This is a genomic window from Curtobacterium sp. PhB130 (genome assembly GCF_003755165.1).
Taxonomy (GTDB): Bacteria; Actinomycetota; Actinomycetes; order Actinomycetales; family Microbacteriaceae; genus Curtobacterium.
In genome coordinates this window covers 19,487-41,900 of sequence record NZ_RKII01000013.1, presented here as the reverse complement: position 1 = coordinate 41,900, position 22,414 = coordinate 19,487, and the positions used below count along the sequence as shown (strand labels likewise).

Below are 22,414 nucleotides of genomic sequence, written 5' to 3'. Positions count from 1 at the left end.
CGAAAGCCCGCGCAACACGCACACCACACCCACCGCCGAGGCCCACCCAGGTACATTCGTCCTAGCGAGAGGAGCCCTGACCATGACGAAGACGAAGCTGCTCAACTACGCCGACATCGCCAAGGCTCTCAACGTCTCGATCGAGACCGTCTGGGCCTACGCCGTCCGCGACAGCGACTTCCCCACACGCGTGAACCCTGAGACGGAGCGCTCGCCGCTGTTCCTCGAGGAGCAAGTCGACGAGTACTGCCGGCAGAAGCGTGAGCGTGCCCGCGGACGCGCCGGACACCCGCCCCGCGTCCAGGACGCCTCTGAGCGGGTCTCTACGGGCCGATCAGCTGGCGACCGCATCAGAGGGCTCATGGACGCTCCCGACGCCCCAGTGAGCGACGTACGGGCACTGGCGGGGCTGCTGGGTCTCGAGGTGCCGGCGCTGCGGTATCGACTGCGTGGTCAGACACGATGGAAGCCGGCGGAGTTGGAGAAGATCGCCCGCGTGTTCCGGGTCTCCGTCGATGAGCTCACCGGCGCCCTCGAGCTGGTCTGAGCAGCGGAGTCCAGATGGCTCGAGGGTCTCAGATGAACGAGCGTGAGCTCCGGAAGCTCATGCAGGGCATCGCTCGCCAGCTCGAGGACGCCGGTCGCAGCTTCCAGGAGACGCACACTGGGCTCCCCGTGCATGTCGTCCGCGCTGACGTCGCCGATGCGCTGCCGAAGGACATCGAGCTCTCAGCCGAGACGCTCGACGAGTACGCCGCGGCGGTTGCCGGCGACGAGCCGTTCGAGTTCCACCTAGGCGGGTAGCGCGCCGAGCAGTTGGAACGCGTGCTGCGTGAGCTCGGACCCGAGTTCACCGGCCATCGCCGTCGTGATCGCCAGGCCCAGCTTCGTCACGATCCCGCGGACCGCGTGCGGACGTGCCTGCCCATCGACCTCGGATCGCAGCTCCGCGACGGCCGCGGCGAGCTCGGTGCGCGCCTGCTCGTTTTCGACGTTGTCGAGCCGATGAGCGATCTCGTCGATGAGCTCGCGCGCCTGGTCCTGCCAACCGATGTTGATCGTCTGGTGCACGTCGTGGCTGTTCTGCGCCACGTTCGCCGGCGCGTAATAGTGGTTGGTGAAGGTCGCGGCAGCGTGTGCCTCGTCGTTCGTTGGTTCGTTCACGGACTTCCCCTCCTCGACGGTCCATCGGCCCTTCGCAGTTGGTTCGGGATGGATCGGGTCCGGCCGCCCCCATACCCCAGGTCCCTTGATGTAGCGGGACTCCGAGAGCCACTTGCCTGTCTGCTCGATGTCCTCCTGCGTGTACGGCATTCCGAGATAGTTCGCGCCCGTCGGCAGGAAGTCATCCACTGTCGGTGAGGCGCCAGCGTCGTCCTGATCGACGATCCACACGAGGTACTCGTCCCGCAGCTGCTGCCGGCGAGCACGCACGTTGCCCCGAGCAGCCTCCAGCACCGCCCAGGCGTCCCGTCCCTGCGTCGTCGGACGTGCGCTCCACCCGCCGCTGTTCCGCCAGTCGACCGACAGGTAGCCGACACCCTCAAGATCTCGGACCCGCTCTCGCAGCTCAGTCACGGTGCCGTGGTCGGCTTCCGCGCCGAGCAGATCCTGCGGGAGCGCCTGTGGATTCGTACTCCGCGCGGCGGCAGCAGCAATGAGCCGGCCGAGCACATCGAGCCGGCGGAGATCCTCGGGGGAGTAGTCAGCCACGTCAGGACCCTACCCAGCAGGAGCGACACCGCCGCGGTCACGAGCGGCTCACCGGGCGGCCGAACACTCCGCGGTGGATGCTGGACCCATGAGCAGCAAATCGAGCGGATGGCACGGGCGATCGTTGCGCATCACCTCGACACCCTCGTCGAACGCAGCGACGACGGCACTGCCCGGGCAGCCCGACGGCCTGATCTACCTCACGGACGGGTCCTACGCGCCCCTCGAGGTGGTCAGCGATAACGACGTCCCGCACCGGCGTCTCAGCGACGCGCTCGAACGGCAGGGCGAGACGGTCGCCATCGCCTCGGGCGCTCCTGGCTGGTACGTCGCCCTCCACCACGGCAGCAACCTCAAACGCATCCGGCAGCGTGTCCCCGAGATCCTGCAGGAGCTTCCACCATCCGAGTTCGTCGACGGTGCGGTCTCCGCGGACACATGGGCCGCCGGACATGTTGATCCAAGGGGTCGCCCAGCCCAGTTGTAGACATATCGTTCTAGAACGTTTAGTCTGATTGGCATGGGAAGGCCGAGAGAGTTCGACGAATCGGATGTACTCCGGCGTGCAACTACCTTGTTCGGGCAGCGCGGGTTCGATGCCGTGTCCGTGGACGCGGTCCTGTCCGCGCTGGGACTGAACAGGGCGAGCTTCTACAAGCTCTACGGGTCAAAACATGGACTGGCCCAAACAGCCCTCGCCCAAGTCTGCGAACGCGCCCGTGATGGCGACATCGACCAAGATTCCAAGGACCTGGTCGTTGTGTCGCTACTCGAGCTGGCACCAGTCAATGACGTCATGGCCCAGCTGACGTCCAGCGCAGTCGACCTGTGCTTCGACACCAACCCCACCCTGATCGGGCAGCACATGCTGGCCCGTGCCAATCGAACTACAGCCTGAGGAGCCTGCCATGAACAACATCGTCACCTTGACCGACGACGCCCTTGTCATCGAACCCCGAGGACTCGACAAGGTGTGGTCTTTCACCAAGAGTTTGTCCATCCCGTGGGGCCACGTCCGGGGCGCCACCCACGACTCTGGCATGAAGACCGAGCCCAAGGGGTGGCGCGGACCGGGCCTGCGTGCTGGTTCCAAGCTGAGCGGAACCTTCCATGCCGACGGTGAGCGCCAGTTCTGGAACGTCAACGGCTTCGAGAACACCGTGGTCATCGAACTCTCCGACGAGCACTTCAGCCGCATCGTGGTGTCGGCGGACGACCCCTCCCGACAGGCAGCCGAGATCACGGCCCGAGCAGCGGCCCACTGATACGCCGCACCACCCACCACAACCACTCTCATGAGGGGCCGGCGGTAAGCCGGCCCCTCATCGCATCACGACGAAGTCCACGATGTCCCACCCGAATGCGACCCTCACGCCACGTCATCGCCTGATCGTCGCTCGGCTTGTCGTCGACGACGGCTGGATGTCAGCGAGGTGGCTGCTCGGTTCCAGGTCTCCTCGCCCACCGTCAAGCGCTGGGCCGACCGCTACCGCGCCGGCCAGTCGATGCAAGACCGCTCCTCACGCCCACACCACTCCCCGAACAAGGCCAGCCAGGCGACGACGAAGCGCTGCATCCAGCTCCGCCTACGACTGCGGGAAGGGCCGGTCCAGCTCGCGTGTCGGCTCGGGATCGCACCGTCCACGGTCCATCGCATCCTGGTCGACGCGCACTTGAAGAGGCTTTCCCACGTCGACCGCGGCACAGGGGAATCAGTACGGCGCTACGAGCACGACCACCCCGGCGCCATGCTCTACGTCGACGTGAAGAAGCTCGGCAACATTCTCGACGGCGGAGGTTGGCGCTTCGTCGGTAGGCAACAGGGCGAGAAGAACCGAGCAGCCACACCAGGCAAGCCCAAGAACAAGCACTACGACCCGTTGATGGGCAAGGCCTACGTCCACACAGTTATCGACGACCACTCCCGCGTCGCCTACGCGAGATCCACGACGACGAAACAGCCCCACCGCCACAGCGGTCCTGGTCCGGGCCGTCGAGTGGTTCAACGCGCACGGGGTGAGCGTCGAGCGGGTGCTATCAGACAACGGCGGCGCCCATCGCTCACGCCTGTGGCGCGACACCTGCGCCGACCTGGGAATCAGGCACAAGAGGACGCGTCCGTATGGGCCGCAGACCAACGGCAAGGTGGAGCGGTTTCACCGCACTTTGGCTGATGGCTGGGCCTACGCTCGCTGCTACATGTCAGAGACCGAACGCCGAGGCGAGCTAAATGGGTGGTTGCACTACTACAACGAACACCGGCCCCACACGGCCTGCACGAACCAGCCGCCCTTCTCACGATTGATCAACGTCCCCGGTCAGTACAACTAGGGAAGGGTAGGCGAAAGAGAGCGACGCGTGCCGGGTTTGCGCGTTTGGCTGGGCCAAGGCGCACGCCGCGGATCGGTTCGGCCTCTTATGCGTGTTGGAGTGGAACCGGCAAGGGCCGGTCGCACGTCGAGCAAATTGCGACGGCGGACCCGGATTTGGAGGCAACGAGGAGCGAGAGCATGACATCGAGGACGTGGTACGCGAGATCGCCGTTCGCGCGGAACGGTACTCCGGGGGGAGCGGCGACGAGGTCCGCGACCCCGATGCCACGCGCGACACCCCGGTACCCGGCGCTCGGGTCGAGGGTCTCCCACGATCCGCCAAGGACGTGGAGGCGCACGTCGCCCTCGAACTGATTCGGGTCCGGCACGACGAGTGACGCCGCGTCCCCGTGGATCTCGATGTTTGATGCATGCGTCGCGACGGCGTCGAAGCTCATCACCAGCGTGGAGAGCGCACCGGACTCGTGCCGCAGCACGCCCGACACGTGAGTGTCGATATCGACCGGAACGACCGTGCCCGCACGGGGTCCGGAGCCGATCGTCCTGGCGGATCGTGTGTGGCTCGCGAGCCCGACCACCGACGCGACGGGGCCGAGGAGCGTGACGAGCGCCGACACGTAGTACGGACCCATGTCGAGCAGGGGACCACCGCCGGGCTGGTAGTAGAAGTCGGGGTTCGGATGCCATCGCTCGTGGCCCGGCGTCACCATGGTCGCCGTCGCAGCGATCGGCGATCCGATCAGGCCGTCGTCGATGGCCCGCCTGGCGGTCTGGAGGCCCGTGCCGAGAACCGTGTCGGGTGCGCATCCGAGACGCACACCCGCGGCACGCGCCGCTCCGACGACGCGGGCGGCGTCGTCGAGGTTCGTCGCGAGCGGCTTCTCGCCGTACACCGACTTGCCCGCCGCGATCGCGTCGAGCGCGATCGCGGCATGCGCCGCGGGGATGGTGAGGTTGAGCACCAGATCGACCTCGGGATCGCGGACGAGCTCGTCGACAGTCAGGGCGCGAATTCCGTGCTCGGCCGCGACGGTGGCGGCGCGGGCCGCGTCGATGTCGGCAACGGCGACCACGCGGACCGTGTCCATGCCGGCGAACGCGGCGAAGTACTGGGCTGAGATGGTCCCCACGCCGATTATTCCCACGCGTGACGGTGTCAACGGCGGCTACGACCGGGAATCGGCGGCCGCGACCGGAAGGCTGAGGCATCGTAGCTTCACTCGTGCAGCAGAAGATCAAATCGAGCCGAGGGACTCAAGCTTAGGCCTCAGGACTGGTCGGACCACCATACGATGGGGCCATGGAAATTAGCGAGAGGGTCACGACTCGCGAGGAGCTCGTGACGATCCTTGAGGGTCAGATTCTCAATGGGACGCTGGCAGCCGGCACGATGCTCGCCTCGGAACGTAAACTGTCAGAACAGTATTCCGTAAGCAGATCAGGCGTGCGCGAGGCTCTCCGCGTCCTCGCTGAGCGACGGCTCATCGTGGTACGGAGTGGGCGCGGAGCGTTCGTTCGCGAGCCCGACTCCACGGCTGCAGCCGCTGCCGTGACAAACGCCCTTCGCCGCGAACAGGTCACCGCCCGAGACGTGATTGTGGGCCGCAGGATGCTCGAGGCTGAAACGGCCGCACTCGCTGCGACCGCTCGCACAGCTTCTGATCTTGACGAGATGCAGCGCGCCCTTACCAATCTAGGCATTAGGAATCCGCTGCTAGAGCGCGTTCGAGCTGACCTCGAGTTCCACTTGGCCGTTGCTCACGCTTCTCACAACCCCGTCTTGGAAACGATGTTCCGCGCCATCAGTGGTTTCACGGCCGAGCTCATTTTGCGTAGCCTGTCGGACGCTGAGGTGTCGGAAGTTGGCCTACCACAGCATGCCGAGATACTGGATGCGATCCGCTCAGGGGACGGCGTGGGCGCGCGAACGCTCATGTGCGAGCACCTTGACGTTGCTATGTCTAGGTATGGCCTCGATTTGGATCAGGGATTGGACGCGGTGGCGGAGCGCCAGCTCTCTGAGGTCCTTGGTTCGAGGCGAACATTGGGGGACCTTCTCGAGGTCGGGCGTGTAGGGCAGGTTCAGCCCGGTGCGAATGGGGGATGACCGTCGTGGCGCGGTCACACGCGCGTGTTGGGAGCGTTGTCTGAGCTGAAGCGTTGCGCGCTTCTGCTGGGCACTGGCGCCATCGGTCGTCACCGCACCTTGACGGCTGCGCCGTGAAGCATGATGCTGGTCCAACCGGTTCGACCGCTATGCGGCGTTCCGCGTTCGAGATCAGGAGGCAACACGTTGACGAAGAGATCCGCTGTGACAATGTGGGATTTTTCATGGCTGCTGCGGCGCGAAGGGGCTACCGCGGAATACGCAGATGTCGACCGGGTGCTCGATGAGCTCGCCGAGCGCGGGTACGACACGGTTCGGATCGACGCCTTCCCGCACCTGATCGCTGCGGACTCCGACGGAGTGACGGTGGAGGAACACGTTGTGTTGCCGCAGCCTCCGGGGTTCATGTGGGGCAATCGCGAACCCGTCCGTGTCGCGCCGCGGCCGGAGCTCATCCGTTTCGTTGCGGGCGTCAAGCAACGAGGGATGCGCGTCGGGCTCTCGACGTGGTTCACGCCCGACACCACGGACCGGGCCGGACAAGTCCGCACACCTGAGGATCTCGCGCGTATCTGGATCGAGACGCTCGAGGTCTTGGAACTGGCCAACTTGATCGACGCGGTCGAGTGGGTCGACCTGTGCAATGAGTGGCCCGGCTGGGCGGGGGGAGTGATGGACGAGGTCTTCGGTCCGCCGAAAGATCGTGGCGACCTGGAGCAACGTCCTTGGACTGATGACGAGGTCGTTCGTCTTTCTCGATACGCACGCTCACTCGAGCTGGTCGGAGAGCAATTCCCGATGATTCCAACGACGTTATCGTACTACTTGCGAGGCAACCAGCCGCCGCTCAGTCGTGACATCATGCGCTTGCCGACGGCCGCGTATGGACTCGGCGAGCCGCACCTGTGGTTGTCTACGGCCGCCCCAAAATTTATCGAACAGACAAAGTATCAGGACAACTATTCCCAAGACACCACCAATCTGACTGAGCACGAGCAGCTCGTGCATGACCGGTACTGGGTCGAACGCGGTATGTACCTTGCCGACTTTGCGAAGACGCTCGATGAATGGAGTCAGTGGTCGAAGGAGCGGGACATCCCGCTGTACACGACGGAGGGCTGGGCAAGCGTCGGCTGGTCACCTGACCTCGTGCAGGGGTGGAGCGGGTGGGATTACGTGAAGGACGTGGCGGAACAGGTCGTGCCCATGGCGATCGATCGGGGATGGGTTGGTATTTGTACGAGTAACTTTTCCCAGCCTCATTTCCCTGGAATGTGGGAGGACGTCGAATGGCACCGACGGATGACTGATTTGATTCACGCCTAAGCCGGCACATTGGCCAATCAAGAGCAAGACCTCACGAGCAGAAATGAACGGTCGAGTGATTCGGCCTTTTTGTGTTCACATCTATGATGAGGCCTCATTTATGCGAGTTTTGAGACGGAGCGCTGGCCCAACGACGGCCGTTGCCGCGAGGAATGGCGCCGGGTTCACTTCGACGGCGCCGCTCCTAGTCGAGGGAGACACGAGGGGCGTCACGACTGCTGAGGTGCCCGGTTGGTCCGGTCATGTCATTCGGCCCGGGGATGCGCTCGTCTGGGTGTGGTTTCCCGAGCGGACGCTGCCCGAGGGGCGCAACGAACCCCTCGTCGCCGATCTCGGCCGATTCTGGGACGCCACCGCGTTCGGGCTCGACATTAAGTTCGAGGACGGTACGCGCCTCTCGTCGAGCGCGCGGGACCAGTACGGCGCCCGCATCGATGCGGATGCACAGTACGACGCGCGGACGGCCTGGGTAGACCAGTGGAATCGACGGACGGTTTCACTTGATGCCGTCGCCGGGCGCACCGTGACGACGGTGGTCGCGACGATCGGGAGGCGCCTTCCATCCCCCACGCGGCTCCTCCAGTTCGGTGGCACGGACGGGACCGAGACGGATTGCACGGCGAGGGACGAGTCCGCGACGAGCGGCACCTCGACTAGCGTGGATGCGCCCTTGACGCTCCGAGGGTGGCTCGATGATGTGACGATTGCGCAAGCGTCGGACCGACCGTCCCGGCCAATCGACCTGGTTTCGACCACGCGAGGGACCCAATCGTCCGCCCGGTTTTCGCGCGGCAACAACGCGCCGCTCGTCGGGATCCCGCACGGTGGAGTGTTCGGGCTACCGATGACGAACGCGTCCGAGGCCCGGTGGCCGTACTCGTACCAGGAGCACAACCGAGCCAGCGACAATCGCCCAACAATCCAAGCGTTCGCGACGTCACACATCCCCTCCCCATGGATGGGCGACCGCGGCGTGTTCCAGATCATGCCGTCGCCGCTCGCCCACCCTCCAGTCGATCGTTCGGAACGCGCGCTCGCGTTCAACCACGCCGACGAGGAAGACCATGCGCACCGTTACCGCGTGCTGCTCGACGGCGGCACCGACGGAACCATCGATGCGACCATGACGGCCGGTGAGTTCGCGCTTGGCTGGCGGTTCACGTTCTCGGACGCCGGGAGCACCAAGACCACGGATACCGGGACGTCCGTGAGTACTGGGGCGTCAATCATCCTCGACCACCATGGCGCGGTGCGCGACGTCGACATTCGCTACGAGGGTGACGTCGTCGTCGTGGAAGCACTCCTTGACGACCGCCTGCAGACTCCGCCCCATCACATCCACCTCCGTGTGGCCGGTGTCACCGGCGAGCATCTCTCGTTCGACCACACGCCCGACGGTGTCGGCGAGCTCCGCGGCTCTCTGACCGTCGCCACGGACGCCCCCGTCGACGTGCTCCTTGGGATCTCGACGGTTTCGTTCGAGGATGCGACCGCAAATCTCCATGCAGCCGGGACCTTCGACGCGATGTTGGCTCACGCGGAGCAGCTGTGGACGGATGAGCTCTCAACGCTCTCTGTGGAGGGTGCCACGCACGATCAGCTCCTGTCGATCTACTCGGACCTGTACCGGCTCTTCCTCTATCCCAACCGTGCGGGCGAGAGCGCGCTGACCGGGGAGCCGCACTACCGTTCGCCGTACGGCGAGATCCTCGAGGAGCCGATCCGCGATCAACCTGCGACGGAAATCGTGGCCGCGGCGTTCAGTACTACGAACGGATTCTGGGACACGTACCGGACCGCATGGCCGCTCCTCGGGCTCCTCACGCCCGACACGGCCGGGGAGCTTGCACGGGGATTCGTGCAGCACTTCATCGACGGTGGTTGGACGCCACGGTGGAGTGCACCCGGCGCCGAGGACGTCATGACCGGTACCACGAGCGACACCGTGTTCGCCGACCTGCTCATCAAGGGTGTTCCGCACATCGACCTGGTGCAGGCGTACCGGAGCGCGGTGAAGAATGCGACCGTCCCGGCACGGGACTGCCGTGTCGGTCGTAAGGGGCTCCAGCCGGGAGCGTTCCGCGGATTTGTCGACGTCGACACCAACGAGGGCATGTCGTGGACCCTCGACGCTGCGATCAACGACTGGTCAACGTCGGTTATGGCGCGGCTTCTCGCCGAGCAGTCGACGTCGGGATCGGCAGATGCGATCCGCTACGAAGTTGAGGCTGAGTGGTTTGCGCGAAGATCGCTCCAGTACCGAAACGTATTTCGCGTGGTTTCGGGCTCTAGACAGGAGAAGCAGCTGACCCCCTTATCCGCACGTGACGTTACATCGGACCCGCAGACGAACATCGACGGTCTGGGGTTCTTTGTCGGTCGGAACGCGGACGGATCGTGGCGGGTGCCCGACGCTGAGTACGACCCGGACCAGTGGGGCGGCGACTACACCGAGACGAACGCGTGGGGGACGATGTTCACCGCGCCGCACGACGGCGCCGGGATTGCCGCGCTGCACGGGGGTGAGGACGGCCTCCTCCGCGCGCTGGCGGCGTTCAGCGCTCGGGCCGAGACCGGCCGCACGGCGGTGGCTGGCCACTATGGGTCACCGATCCACGAAATGACCGAGGCACGCGACGTTCGTATGGGGATGCTCGGCCTGTCGAACCAGCCGGCGCACCACATCCCGTTTTTTCCAATGTATGCCGGGCACCACGACGATGCACACCGCACCGTCCGCGAGGCGCTCGACCGGCTCTTCGTCGGCTCGGACTTCGGGCAGGGCTACCCAGGTGACGAGGACAACGGCGAGATGAGCGCCTGGTATGTTTTCGGGACGATCGGGCTGTACCCGCTTGCCCCGGCAACGGGAACCTACGTACTGATCCCTCCGTCTGTGCGGCGCACTGAGCTGCGCCGGCCCGAAGGAGCAGCGACGGTGATCGAAATCGGCAACCCTATGGCGGACGGTCACTTCGGCCGCTACATCGAGTCGGTCACGGTCGACGGCAAACCCTGGACCTCAATCTCCATCCCACACTCCGTGGTGGCGTCCGGTACGCACATCGTGTTCACACTCTCGGACGAACCGAGCGGGTGGGCATCGGATACACGGCCGGCAAGTGCGTCGGAGCTACATGGGTTTGCAGACACCCCCGCGGACGTCCTGCCCGTCGGTGCCGCCACCGGGAAAGCCGCCGTCCTGACCGACGACCTCGGTGCGACCGAAGTGCAACTTGCAGCGGGCGAGGCCGTCGACGTCCCGGTTTCGGTCGAGGCAGCGTCGTTCTACACCGTGACGGTCGCGCAGCCGGGCAGGTTCAGCTGGATCACCATGCTGATGGACATCGAAGGGCGAGTCCGCTCCTCGGACGAGCAAACAGATGAGCTGTTTGAGTGGGCGGGGCAGACACGCGCATTCCGAATTCAGGGCGGCGTGAGGTCCGGGACTTTTCGATTTTACGCAGAAAGAAGACTCGCCTTGACGCAGCTCGAGCTTGTCGCCAGGGACTCCAGTAGTCATTGAGTTAGCGCCTCCGATTTAAGATCTGATCCGGAGGTGCATCAGCACCTGTTCGTTATCTGGCGCAGCCCAGGGCGACGCCTCCGCGTACGGATTCGACGCGTCTGGGAATCCTGAGAAGCGTCCTGACCGGAACTCAGCAGTACTCCCGGCCGCGAGGAGCGGGATGTACGGCATCGAGGTTGCTATCTGGTCCTGCACGGAAGCATAGGCCTCTGCCTTTTGGCTGATGTCGGTCGTACCGCCGGCCGCACTGAGCGAGGCGTCCACCGACTGGTCGGAAAAGCGCGTGACATTACCGCTTGGATCAACCGTAGACCCGACGCGCGCCGTCTGTGATGATGCAAAATACTGGTGATACAAGTAGTAAGGGTCTGGAACAGGCCCCGAGAATAGGGCATTAATGGCCAGCTGAAAGTGCCCCTGTCCCACCTCACTATTCGCTTCCTGTCCAGCAACCTGCTGTACAGTAAGTTTAATTCCGGCTTCCTTCAATTGTTGCTGAATGAGGCCGAGAGCTGAAACGTAGCCGCTGTACCCACTGGTCACGAGCGCAGTTACAGCGAGAGGTCTACCATTCTTCGCAAAGATGCCATCCGGGCCTTTCGACCAGCCCGCCGAGCGGAGAATCGTCTGGGCTCCCTGCACATCCGCCTCATTCGGTAGGACTGATGTGTGAGCGTGGCTGATGAAATTCTTGTCTCGGCCTGGCTGAAGCAGGGTCGGGGAGATAGACTCCGCAGTGCCGTACCACACGAGCTTGTTGAGCTGACGGCGGTCGATGGCGGCGGATATTGCCCTTCGTACTTGCGGATCCGTTTGTGGTCCACTACACCCGAGTGCCGCATTCGAGCATGTCTGGAGAACAACCTGGTTCGGCGTGTCGACGGAGAAGCTCAGGTCGTCTCGAGCACTGAGGACCTTGCTGATGTTCGGGATGGCGACACCGGCCCAGTCAAGTTGCCCGGCCAACAGCTTCTTCGTAGCAACCTCATCCGTGGCAAGCGAGTAGTAACGGACCCCGCCGACATGGACATCTTGCTGATCTCGGAAGCGCTTGTTCGGGACCAGCGTGTACGCCTGCGAGGTGAAGCTTCCCTTGGTTAGGGGACCCGTACCGACCGGGTGCGAGTTTAGATACTTGGACGGATCAGGAACCTGCTTCCAGATGTGTTCGGGAACAATATATGTAAGCCCAAGAAGTGTCGGGGCCAAAGTGAATGACGGTTTGTCGAACTTCAATTCCACATGCGTGTTATCGGTCGCGGTGGCCTGCGGTGCACCGCCTGAGACGTCCAGCGCGGGATTGGTGCGGAGCAGGTTCATGGTGAACGCAACATCGTGCGCTGTGAACGGTCGCCCATCGCTCCAGGTGATTCCAGGCTGTGTCCGCACGTCGAGGACAGTACCGGAACTGTTCCAGGAGTACGAAGCGCCGAGCAGCGGTACAGGTTTCGTTGACAAAGCCGCACGGCGGTTAAAGAAGAACAGAGGTTCATAGATAAAGCCGGCGGTACCGGACATGCCTGTCGGTGACAGCGGATTGAAGTTGTCCGTGAACGGTCCGGTGCCTCCATTGCTAATGCCGAGGATCGGCGGTCCCGACGTGCCAGTTGATCGAGCCCCGGTACACCCGGATAACGTAACAATCACGGCTGTTGCGGCGGCGACCATAACAACGATGCGCGATATAGCGTTTTTCATTTTGGATTTGCTCCTGAAGCGATGATCTGGTCATGATTAAGGATTGAGTCGTTGACTCAATCGGCTCAGGAAGTCGATGAGAGGCTGGCTCTGCCGAACTCCGCTCTCAGGGAGGTAGAGGTTCACGCTGAAGTCCGGGTCAACCGAGTTCGTCAGCGCCCAGATCCCTGACGCACCACCACCAGCGGCAAAGAAGCGGGTGTTAAGGGACTCGGTCCGAGCCGTCCACGCGTCGGTGAACGCGGCATCCGTGGGCCGTAACAGCGTGTGGTCGTCGGAGTAGAGGGGCGCGTTGCGGTCGAACGCGTACTCCTCCATGACGAGCGGCTTCCCGAGAGACTGCGCGGTCTTCACAAACGCGTTCACCATCTGATTGGCTTTGGTAGGCGTCGGATTGAACCAGCCTGCGTTCAGATACGGGTGGAAGGTGAAGAAGTCAATGCCCGGCACGTTCTGGGTCAAGAACGGATCGTTACCGTCGCCCTCGGTCTGCCCCGCCCACTGGACATCCCCGCCGGTAGTGTGGATGAGGCCGTGCCCTTCGCTGCCCGCAGACACCATGTGGTTCGGATCGAGCGATTTGATGTAGTTGCTCTGGTCGGCGATCCAGCCGCGGAGTGTCGCGCCAGACTCGTCGCAGGCGTTCGCCGTGCAGGCGTAGCGCGGCTCGTTCATGAGCTCCCACGAGAAAATCGTTGGGTCGTCAGCGTAGCGTTGTCCAGTTACTGTGTTTGTGCGATCCACGAGGTGTGCGACGTAAGCACGGTACGCGGAGATCGCTGTCGGATCGGTGTAGAACGCGTTGTCGTCGGGGAGTCCGAGCCACTGGGCGTATTGGTGGATGCCGCCGTAGTCGGCCCAGTTGTTCGTGAGAACGAGCGTGAGACGTACGTTGTGCCGTTGCGCACTTGCGAGGACGTAGTCGAGACGCTGGAACGCGCTTTCGTTGTACCCGGTGAGCGACGTCCGGAACGCGGCGGGATCGGTCGGATTGTCGTTGAAGGCGAGGGTGCGGAGCCAGGTGATGTGGTGCTGTTCGGCGCTGAGCATGTCGCGGTCGACCTGCTCCTTCCACGACATCGTCGTGCCCTTCGGGATCACTGCGCCGTCTGCACCGACTTGAAGGCTCGTTGTGGTCATGTCCTGATACAGCGGGAGAGTCCAGTCGTTGCCCCCTACGAAGCGCTCTTGAGTACGGCCGACCCGGAACACGCCATTCTTCGCGGTGACGAACTGTGCCTTAGTGGGGTGGTTGACGACTGTGACGGTTACCGTGTCGCGAACAGTGAAGTGAGCGTCGGTCACGGAGAAGACAACAGACTCCACACCATCTGGGACGGCCCTGGTGTCGACGATTGCGTGAGCACGCACGGTGCCGGCCGGCGTTGGCCGTGAGAACGACAGCGGCCAGCTGGAGTTGCCCACTTTCACGGTTCCCCGCCGAAGCGCGAACCTTGGGTCAGGGGTGACGGTCGCGGAGAGTGTCTTCGTTGCTGACAGTGCTGCGTCAAACGTTGGCGTGACTGCCTCAATGCGGAGCTTACTGTTCTGCACGAGCACGCGCTCGGGGACTGTTGTCGTTGCGCCGGAGGAGTCGGTGGCGGTGATCGTGAGACCGGTTGGGCCCTCTGGCTCGTTCCAGAGGTTCCAATCGCCCGTCCACTGATCACTTTCCTGAGTGGTCGTCAAGGCACCTTTCTGTGTGGCGGTGGCCCAGGTGACCGACGTGATCGCTCGACTGGGCGGAGCTGTAACAGTGGCCTTGATCGAATATGCAGAATTTTGCGGTGATGAAACTGTGGCGTCGGGGAGAGGAGCGGTGATGTCGAGTCCCGGCTTCGTCAGCGGGTTGAACGTCACGTCGTCCACGTCAACGTCGCCTGAGTACGTCGCTGATCGGCCCACAACGCGAATCGTCAGGCTTGAGGCCTCATGGACCCCACCGGCGAAGTCGGTGCTGGCGGCGCCGATGTCGAAGGTCACCGTGTTCCATCCCGCGGTCGTAGTGACCATGCGCGAAGGGACTCGTGTAGGTGAGTCGAAGCCGATGTCGACCAGATCTCCCGCTTGCGGTATGTACACGTGCGCGGTCACGGATCCGAACTGGTTCAGGTCGGCGTCGCCGCCGAAGTCAACCGTCGTGGCGGCCTCGTCCCAGCTTCCACCGGAGTACGACACCGGCATGACGAGCGACTGAACGCCGCCAGTCCTCTGCGCCGTCGTTGTGCTCGTGTCGCCCGCGTTTGCCGGACGTCGCGCCGAGGTGAACCCTTCGGTACCGCTTTCGAAGTCGTAGGAACTGCGAAATCCAGACGGTGGTGTCGGAGCTGCCGTTGAGGCACCCGCGGACAGGGAACCCGATGTGACAACCGCCGTGATAGCGATCGCCGCCGTGATGAGCGCGGCACGCCTCCATCTTGCGGTAGGGCCAGAACCTGAGCGTTCTCGTGAGTTCGTCATCGAATCTCTCTCGTCGTTGGGAGGGGCGCGCTGCCCGTCCAACGTAGCGCGGTAGAACCGGTTGGACCAGTGCTACTGTGAGATCAGCTTCGAGTTGCATGGTCCCGGTGCCCCCTGGCCAAGGACAGTTGCAGCGTCTACTACCACAGTCGACGGCGTCGTCGACTGAGAATGAAGGGTTCGATGAAGAACTGGAAGCGGCGGGGGCTCCCCGCCATGTGTGTTGCTGTTGCCCTGGCAGCACTGTCGCTCAGCGGGTGCACCTCGACGGCTTCGCAATCCGCCGTCGGCGGTCCGACGTTGACGACCTACCTGGGAGGAAGTGGGACGTTCGTCGAGAATTTCAACCCATTCAGTCCGACCGTGCTCGGCGAGACCGCGGGCATGCTCTACGAACCGCTGTTCTTCATCAACGAACTCAAACCGCTGAATAACCCGGCCATGCCGTTACTCGGTACGAAGTACGACTGGAACAAAGCAGGGACGCAGCTCTCCGTCACCATTCGCGACGGGGTCAAATGGAGTGATGGCAAGCCATTCACCGCGGCAGACGTTGCGTACACCTTCAACCTGAAGCACGACACACCAGCTTTCAACACGACTGGCAACGCGCCAGAAGCGAAGGCATCGGACACCACGCATGTGACGCTCACGTTCGATCGGCCCTCGTTCGCGGACGGAGCCACCGTCCTGGGTCAGACGGCGATCGTGCCCGAGCACGTCTGGAAGAAGGTCGCAGACCCGACCAAGTTCGTGAACAAGGCGCCGGTCGGTACCGGCCCCATGACGCTCTCGTCCTTCACCTCCCAGTCGTACCTCCTCAAGAAGAACCCCGATTACTGGAACGCGTCGAAGGTGCGTGTCGGCGGGATCCGCGTTCTCTCGCTTTCCGGCAACCAGGCGGCTACCGATAGATTTCTCGCCGGCCAGCTCGACTGGGCCGGTATCTTCATCCCGGACATCAAGAAGGTACTCAAGAACCGTTCACCGTTGGGATACACGCTCTACGGGAGCCAGCAGGTAGCGCTCGCCGCATGTTCCAACGCAGAACTTGGGTGCACCGGTCCGCAGACCGACCCCGCAGTCCGCCAGGCCATCTACTACGCGCTGAATCGCGGCCAGGTTGACAAGCTTGCCTACTACGACAACGCAACGGCGATCTCTCCGACGTTCGCGTTGCTCGGACGCGACAAGCAGTTCATCGCTTCCGAGTACGCCGCAGCGGCACCGATGACCCCCAACGTCGCGAAAGCGCAGTCCATCCTCGAGGGAGCTGGCTACACGAAGGGGTCCGACGGTGTCTACGAAAAGGACGGGAAGAAGCTCGCGATCAACGTCACGGTAACGAGTGGTTACACGGACTACATCGCTGCGCTGAGCGCGATCACGGAACAACTGAAGTCCGCCGGCATCGAGATCAACACGCAGCAGATCGCATTGAACGAGATGCTGAACCAGCAGGGCCTAGGGCAGTTCCAGATGACCATCACCGGCCTCTTCCAAGGCCCCGCCCCGGACCCGTACTACGTCTACCAGAACGCGTTCTCGACCATCAACACAAAGCCCGTTGGTCAATCGGGTAACCCCTACGGGAACGTATCGCGGTTCTCGGATCCGATCGTGGACGCGCAGCTCAAGGTGGCAGCCAGCAGTGAGAGCTCGGCCGTGAAGGCTGAGGCATACAAGAAGATTCAGCGTCAGATCGTGCCAGCCATGCCGTACATCCCCATCATCAACAACACGAGCGGTGCTGAGTGGAGCACGAAGCAGGTCACCGGATTCCCCACGACCGAGGATCTCTACGCGCAGGCTTCGCCCGGTGCGTTCCCCGATAACGAGATAGTCCTGACCCACCTCGAGGTCAAGTGACAGGAGCAATCAGGACAGAGAATTAGGTCAAGTATGCAGATACTTCGGAAACTCGGTTTCTACCTTGTCGCCTTCTGGGCTGCGATCACGCTCAACTTCGCCATCCCGCGTCTCCTTCCGGGGAACCCGGTCGATGCGCTCCTGGCAAAGCTGTCCAGGCAGGGACCGGTCGCCCCCGGGACGCGGAAAGCCCTGCAGGCGTTGTTCGGCTCGAATTCCCATGAGAGCTTGTGGCAGCAGTACGGCGACTACCTCGGCCAGCTCGCACACGGGAACCTTGGGATCTCCGTGACCTACTATCCGACACCGGTAGTGGACATCATCGCCCAGGCAATACCGTGGACGCTGGTCCTGGTGGGGCTCTCCACCTGTATCACCTTCGCCATCGGGATCGCTCTCGGGACCTTCGCAGGTTGGAAACGAGGGACCTGGGTCGATTCGATCATCCCCGCCACGACCCTGATGCAGTCCATTCCGTACTTCTGGCTGGCGCTGGTTCTCGTCTATGTCTTTTCGTTGGCTCTGGGCTGGTTCCCGATCAACGGTGGGTACGACGTGAACACGGTGGTTCCCGGGTTCTCGTGGTCGTTCATCTCGAGTGCGATCGTCTTCGGGACCCTTCCAGCGCTCACCATCGTGCTCTCCTCGATCGGGGGTTGGTTGCTCGGGATGCGCAACATGATGGTTTCGACACTGTCGGAGGACTACGTCGTCACAGCGGAGGCGAAGGGGCTGCACCCCATGAGGGTCATGATCACCTACGCCGCGCGAAACGCAGTGCTGCCGTCGGTGGCCGGGTTCGCCATCTCGCTCGGATTCGTCGTGGCGGGATCGATCGTGACCGAGCAGGTTTTCTCCTACCCCGGTATCGGGAACCGCATGCTCGACGCCGTTGGGAACAACGACTACTCGCTCATGCAGGGGCTTTTCCTGATCATCACCATTGCCGTTCTTGCGGCGAACCTCATCGTCGACATCTTGTACGGGATCATCGATCCCCGGACCCGCGCCCGTGCCTGAGCTAAAGGAAAAGCCATGAGTGAATTGCTCATCAATGCAGGCGCCACCTCCGTGGCGGAATCAGACCTGGGGGAGAAGCGCGGTCTGCGCCGCTTGCTCAGCGGGAAGTTCGTCGTCGGTTCCGTGATCGTCATCGCGATCGTCCTGTTCGCACTCATCGGTCCGCTGCTCGTACAGAATCCGCGAGCGGTGTCGGATATCGGTATGACGGCGCCCAGCTCTCAGCACCTCCTCGGAACGACCCAGACAGGTCAGGATGTGCTTGCTCAGCTCGCCTACGGCGCACGTGGGTCACTGCTCATCGGTGTCCTGGTGGCTGTGATGGTGACCGCACTGACCGCCGTCTTCGGCATATTCGGCGCGTACGCGGGCGGTTTGCTCGATGAGACGTTCTCCTTGATCAGCAACGTCATGCTCATCATCCCGGGCCTTCCACTGATGATCGTCATCGGCAGCTACGTCCCGCAGCGCGGGATCTTGCTCGTGGCAGCGGTCCTTGCATTTACGGGTTGGGCTGCCGGCGCACGGGTGCTCCGGGCCCAGACACTCTCGATCCGCGGTCGCGACTACGTCCTCGCAGCGCGGGTCTCCGGCGAACGAGCGTGGCGCGTGATCTTCGTTGAGATCCTGCCCAATCTGCTACCGGTCATGTCCAGCGGTTTCGTGTTCGCAATCGTCGGGGCGATCCTCGGCGAGGCAGGCCTGTCGTTCATCGGCATCGGAGCGTCGGACTCGATCACCTGGGGAACGATGTTGGCCAACTCGCAGAGCGGGCAAGCGCTACTCCTGGGTGGATGGTGGTGGTTCGTGCCGCCGGGCCTCTTGATCGCTGTGTTCGGGTGTGGGTTCGCGCTGATCAACTTCAGCCTCGACGAAGTGATCAACCCCAAGCTCCGGTCGCAGCGGACGTCTCCCGTCGTCAAGACCGAGGAGATCACCGCGTGATGTCTCCAGACAACCCCTCGCTCCTCTCGGTACGCGGATTGAGCATCGACTACGAGGGTCCGCGGACCACCCATGCCGTCCGTTCCGTGGACCTCGAGCTCGCGCGCGGGGAGATCCTTGGACTTGCTGGTGAGAGCGGGTGTGGCAAGTCCACTCTTGCGTACGGACTCAACCAGCTGCTTCGACCGCCCGCCGCCATCATCGCGGGTGAGGTCGTGTTCCACGAAGAGTCCGGTGAGGACATCGACGTCCTCCGTCTGCAGGGTCGTGCCCTGCGGAGTTATCGCTGGAGCAAGGTGTCGATGGTCTTCCAGGGTGCCATGAACTCCCTGAACCCCGTCACGAACGTCGCGGCGCAACTCGCGGACGTGTTCACCACACACCGGCCGGACTTGACCAAGCCCGAGCGAGAAGAGCGTTCACGCGAACTGCTGCAACTCGTCGGCGTGGACGAAGGACGGCTGGGGAGCTTCCCTCATGAACTTTCCGGCGGGATGCGTCAGCGGGTGATGATCGCGATGGCGCTTGCCTTGCAGCCGCAGCTCATGATCATGGATGAGCCGACGACAGCGCTTGACGTCGTGGTGCAGCGCGACATCCTCACCGAGATCATGCGGCTACGAGAGCAGTTCGGGTTTGCCGTCGTCTTCATCACACATGACCTGCCGCTACTGCTCGAGGTGAGCGACACGATCGCGATCATGAAGGACGGTGAGATCGTGGAGAAGGCGTCAGCGGAGGACGTCTTCTTCGATGCGCAGCATCCCTATACGCGCCGGTTACTCGGTTCGTTCCCGAGTCTCACCGGTGATCGCGGTGACTTCATCCGAAGCGGGATCGACGCCAACGAAGGAGGAGGACGATGACGACCCTGTCCGTACGGTCTCTCAACAAGACGTTCAACCTTCGTCACGGGCTCCGAGTCACGCGCCTGCAGGCGGTGGACGACGTGTCGTTCGAGCTCGAGCCCGGCCGCACCGTGGCCCTTGTCGGTCAGTCGGGGAGTGGAAAGTCTACTGTTGCTCGGATCATCGCTCAGCTTGAGCGGCCCACGAGCGGTGCCCTGCTGCTTGACGGCGAAGCGATCGGGGGACGCGGCCGCAGGCTCGCTGCGTACCGCGACGAAGTCCAGATGGTGTTCCAGGATCCGTTCGCCTCGCTCAACCCGTTCCACACCATCGCGCACCATCTGGCCCGGCCGCTCGTACTGCACGGGGTCGCGAAGGATCGGCGCTCTGTGCGCGACCAGGTGCTGCAACTCCTTGAACGAGTGAACCTGTCGCCTGCGTCGGACTTCATCGATCGGAAACCGCACGAGCTGTCAGGGGGGCAGCGTCAGCGTGTCGCGATTGCACGAGCGCTTGCGCCCTCGCCGTCAGTCCTGATCGCGGACGAGCCCGTTTCAATGCTCGACGTCTCCGTCCGACTCGGCATCCTGAACCTGTTGGCGCGACTCCAGCGCGAGGAGAACCTCGCGGTGCTCTACATCACGCACGACCTCGCAACCGCGCGGCACTTCTCGGACGAGATCCTCGTGATGTACCAGGGGAAGGTCGTGGAGCGTGGCGCGGCCGATGACGTCATCCTCCGCCCGCAGGCCGCTTTCACAAAGGCACTTGCTGCTGCAGCTCCTGAGCCGGCCCGCAGTGAACGGTTCGTTCGAGAAGCCGAACGGCGCAGAGGACTCGGCACGAGTCCCAGACAACCCTGAACTGCAGTCGCTGTGAAGCAGCACCACGTCCCGAAAGGAACTCCCATCTCGATGAACAACCACCCCTCGACCACTCGTGAGCCCGTCAATCCGAGCGCCTCGACGGAGGCACGGCAATTGCTCGCCTTCTTGTACACCCTGGCAGGGCGACGAACGATGAGCGGACAACACAACACACCCCGAGAGATCTCGAAGTACAGTCACGAGGCCGAGGAGATCACCGGACGTGCGCCCGCCGTCTGGGGTCAGGACTTCGGCTTCGCCGCTAACGGCGACATGGACGGGATCGACTTCCGGCCCGCCATCGTCAGCGAGGCAAAGGCGCAGTACGCTGCTGGTGCAGTCATCACGCTGATGTGGCACGCCGTCCGTCCCACCGAAGAAGAGCCGGTGACGTTCGAGGGGAGTGTCTGTCGGGGACCGCTCGAAGCGTCGGCTTGGCGAGACCTCTTGACCGAAGGAACCGAGGTACACACCCGCTGGGAACGCCAGGTGGACGTGATCGCTGGCCATCTCGCGGAGCTCCGCGACGCGCATGTCCCCGTGCTCTGGCGGCCGTACCATGAGATGAACGGCGACTGGTTCTGGTGGTGTGGTCGTGCGGGGCAGGACGGGTACGCGGCGCTGTACCGGATGATGTACGAGCGATTCGTCCAGGTGCACCACCTCGACAACCTCGTCTGGGTCTGGAACGGCAGTACACCGAACGAGAAGATCCTGCCCTACGGAGACTGTTACCCCGGGCATGACGTCGTTGACGTCCTCGCAGTCGACATCTACGCGAACGACTTCCGGCAGGACCACCACGACGGATTGGTTGCTCTCGCGGACGGGCGACCGGTCGCGCTCGGTGAAGTGGGCACGATGCCATCGCCTGCCGTCCTCGCTGAGCAGCCGCAGTGGACGTGGTTCATGACGTGGACCGACTTCCTCACCACGGGGAACGATCGTCATGACGTGCGCGATCTGTTCGCCGACGGGCGGGTGTTGAACCGGCCGGCCATGAGCTGGCGGTCGGATGGAGATGACGCTGCGTCATGACCTGTGTGTTACACCCAGGCGACCGACTGCTCTTCATCGGTGATTCGATCACCGACAGCGGACGAGACCGTGACGACCCGACCAGCCTCGGGAGCGGGTACCCAGCCCTGGTCGCCGAGGAGCTCGCTGATGACCCGACGTTCGCCGGCATGGACGTTCGGAACAGGGGCATCGGGGGCAATCGCGCTGTCGATCTCCGGGAACGCTGGGAGGAGGATTGCCTCGCCCTCCAACCGACTGTCCTGTCGCTCCTCATCGGCGTCAACGACACCTGGCGTCGCTTCGACGCAGGCGACATCACGACGGCCGAGACATTCCGGGACACGCTGCACGACCTCATCGCCCGCGCCCGCGAAGGGGGAGTCAGAGAGATCGTCCTGATCGAGCCGTTCACGCTGCCGATCGGCGTAGTCACCCCGGATTGGTCGGACGACATCGCTGCACGAATCGCCGTCGTACATGAACTTGCCGACGCGCACGGCGCTCTCCTCGTGCCGGCGCATGCATCGTTCGCACGATGGGCGACCGAACGCGACCCCAAAGACCTGCTGGAGGACGGGGTGCATCCCACCCCGCTCGGACACGCATTGCTGGCAGCGGAGTGGATCAGGACGGTCGTGGGACGTGGCGACGCGTGATCACATACCGACTGACGCACGACA

General features: G+C 63.4%; 19 protein-coding genes and 1 pseudogene. 16 read left to right on the top strand and 4 right to left on the bottom strand.

The window, feature by feature from the left end:
- Positions 1-82: 82 nt before the first annotated feature.
- Together EDF24_RS18455 and EDF24_RS18450 are read left to right on the top strand one after the other, a co-directional pair.
- Positions 83-547: a helix-turn-helix domain-containing protein gene (locus EDF24_RS18455; protein WP_123704864.1), complete on the top strand. Its 465-nt coding sequence runs from the start codon at positions 83-85 to the stop codon at positions 545-547.
- Between the two features lie 32 nt (positions 548-579).
- On the top strand, positions 580-804 hold the full coding sequence (locus EDF24_RS18450) for a hypothetical protein (protein ID WP_123704862.1): 225 nt from the start codon (positions 580-582) through the stop codon (positions 802-804).
- Here the strand turns inward: EDF24_RS18450 and EDF24_RS18445 are convergent.
- Positions 793-1,713 carry a hypothetical protein gene (locus tag EDF24_RS18445; protein WP_148070931.1) on the bottom strand — a complete coding sequence of 307 codons (921 nt, stop codon included), beginning with the start codon at positions 1,711-1,713 and terminating at the stop codon, positions 793-795. The genes EDF24_RS18450 and EDF24_RS18445 overlap by 12 nt on opposite strands.
- 88 nt (positions 1,714-1,801) lie before the next feature.
- Here EDF24_RS18445 and EDF24_RS18440 point away from each other — a divergent pair, with 88 nt between their 5' ends.
- From EDF24_RS18440 to EDF24_RS18425, 4 genes and pseudogenes are all read left to right on the top strand, one after another.
- Entirely contained in the window at positions 1,802-2,200 is a 399-nt protein-coding gene (locus EDF24_RS18440) for a hypothetical protein (protein WP_148070930.1), read from the top strand.
- 33 nt (positions 2,201-2,233) lie between these two features.
- Positions 2,234-2,611: a TetR/AcrR family transcriptional regulator gene (locus tag EDF24_RS18435; RefSeq protein ID WP_123704856.1), complete on the top strand. Its 378-nt coding sequence runs from the start codon at positions 2,234-2,236 to the stop codon at positions 2,609-2,611.
- A 10-nt stretch (positions 2,612-2,621) separates the two neighbouring features.
- The gene (locus tag EDF24_RS18430) at positions 2,622-2,978 is read left to right on the top strand and encodes a hypothetical protein (protein WP_123704854.1); all 357 of its coding nucleotides are present in this window, start codon (positions 2,622-2,624) and stop codon (positions 2,976-2,978) included.
- A gap of 82 nt (positions 2,979-3,060) precedes the next feature.
- Positions 3,061-4,044 (top strand): annotated as a pseudogene (locus EDF24_RS18425) (IS481 family transposase).
- Positions 4,045-4,129: 85 nt separating this feature from the next.
- Here EDF24_RS18425 and EDF24_RS18420 read toward each other — a convergent pair.
- Positions 4,130-5,206: a Gfo/Idh/MocA family protein gene (locus tag EDF24_RS18420; RefSeq protein WP_123704852.1), complete on the bottom strand. Its 1,077-nt coding sequence runs from the start codon at positions 5,204-5,206 to the stop codon at positions 4,130-4,132.
- 140 nt (positions 5,207-5,346) lie between these two features.
- Here EDF24_RS18420 and EDF24_RS18415 point away from each other — a divergent pair, with 140 nt between their 5' ends.
- The 3 genes from EDF24_RS18415 (at position 5,347) to EDF24_RS18405 (ending at position 11,005) form a co-directional block, all read left to right on the top strand.
- Positions 5,347-6,153: a FadR/GntR family transcriptional regulator gene (locus tag EDF24_RS18415; RefSeq protein WP_123704850.1), complete on the top strand. Its 807-nt coding sequence runs from the start codon at positions 5,347-5,349 to the stop codon at positions 6,151-6,153.
- 186 nt (positions 6,154-6,339) lie between these two features.
- Positions 6,340-7,479 (top strand): cellulase-like family protein, encoded by a 1,140-nt coding sequence (locus tag EDF24_RS18410; protein WP_165931582.1) that lies wholly within the window; start codon positions 6,340-6,342, stop codon positions 7,477-7,479.
- Positions 7,480-7,753: 274 nt separating this feature from the next.
- Complete coding sequence (locus tag EDF24_RS18405) at positions 7,754-11,005, top strand: glycoside hydrolase domain-containing protein (protein ID WP_243698434.1); 3,252 nt, start codon at positions 7,754-7,756, stop codon at positions 11,003-11,005.
- 15 nt (positions 11,006-11,020) lie between these two features.
- Here the strand turns inward: EDF24_RS18405 and EDF24_RS18400 are convergent, their stop codons facing one another.
- Positions 11,021-12,706 carry an ABC transporter substrate-binding protein gene (locus EDF24_RS18400; RefSeq protein WP_123704843.1) on the bottom strand — a complete coding sequence of 562 codons (1,686 nt, stop codon included), beginning with the start codon at positions 12,704-12,706 and terminating at the stop codon, positions 11,021-11,023.
- A 36-nt stretch (positions 12,707-12,742) separates the two neighbouring features.
- Positions 12,743-14,890, bottom strand: coding sequence for a cellulase family glycosylhydrolase (locus tag EDF24_RS18395; RefSeq protein ID WP_165931581.1), 2,148 nt, complete (start codon positions 14,888-14,890; stop codon positions 12,743-12,745).
- Positions 14,891-15,349: 459 nt separating this feature from the next.
- On the opposite strand from EDF24_RS18395, the gene EDF24_RS18390 reads away from it, so the two are divergent.
- The 7 genes from EDF24_RS18390 to EDF24_RS18360 are packed head-to-tail and all read left to right on the top strand — an operon-like array spanning position 15,350 to position 22,390.
- Positions 15,350-17,035 carry an ABC transporter substrate-binding protein gene (locus EDF24_RS18390; protein ID WP_165931580.1) on the top strand — a complete coding sequence of 562 codons (1,686 nt, stop codon included), beginning with the start codon at positions 15,350-15,352 and terminating at the stop codon, positions 17,033-17,035.
- Positions 17,036-17,068: 33 nt separating this feature from the next.
- Positions 17,069-18,055: an ABC transporter permease gene (locus tag EDF24_RS18385; RefSeq protein ID WP_123704837.1), complete on the top strand. Its 987-nt coding sequence runs from the start codon at positions 17,069-17,071 to the stop codon at positions 18,053-18,055.
- A 15-nt stretch (positions 18,056-18,070) separates the two neighbouring features.
- A complete protein-coding gene (locus EDF24_RS18380; protein WP_123704835.1) occupies positions 18,071-19,000 on the top strand; it encodes an ABC transporter permease in 930 nt (309 codons plus the stop codon).
- Positions 19,000-19,866 carry an ABC transporter ATP-binding protein gene (locus tag EDF24_RS18375; RefSeq protein WP_123704962.1) on the top strand — a complete coding sequence of 289 codons (867 nt, stop codon included), beginning with the start codon at positions 19,000-19,002 and terminating at the stop codon, positions 19,864-19,866. The genes EDF24_RS18380 and EDF24_RS18375 overlap by 1 nt, the downstream gene beginning before the upstream one ends.
- The gene (locus EDF24_RS18370) at positions 19,863-20,711 is read left to right on the top strand and encodes an ABC transporter ATP-binding protein (RefSeq protein ID WP_123704833.1); all 849 of its coding nucleotides are present in this window, start codon (positions 19,863-19,865) and stop codon (positions 20,709-20,711) included. Before EDF24_RS18375 ends, EDF24_RS18370 begins: the two co-directional genes overlap by 4 nt.
- A 51-nt stretch (positions 20,712-20,762) precedes the next feature.
- Positions 20,763-21,752 carry a glycosyl hydrolase gene (locus EDF24_RS18365; RefSeq protein ID WP_123704831.1) on the top strand — a complete coding sequence of 330 codons (990 nt, stop codon included), beginning with the start codon at positions 20,763-20,765 and terminating at the stop codon, positions 21,750-21,752.
- Entirely contained in the window at positions 21,749-22,390 is a 642-nt protein-coding gene (locus EDF24_RS18360; protein WP_123704829.1) for an SGNH/GDSL hydrolase family protein, read from the top strand. The genes EDF24_RS18365 and EDF24_RS18360 overlap by 4 nt, the downstream gene beginning before the upstream one ends.
- Positions 22,391-22,414 lie beyond the last annotated feature (24 nt).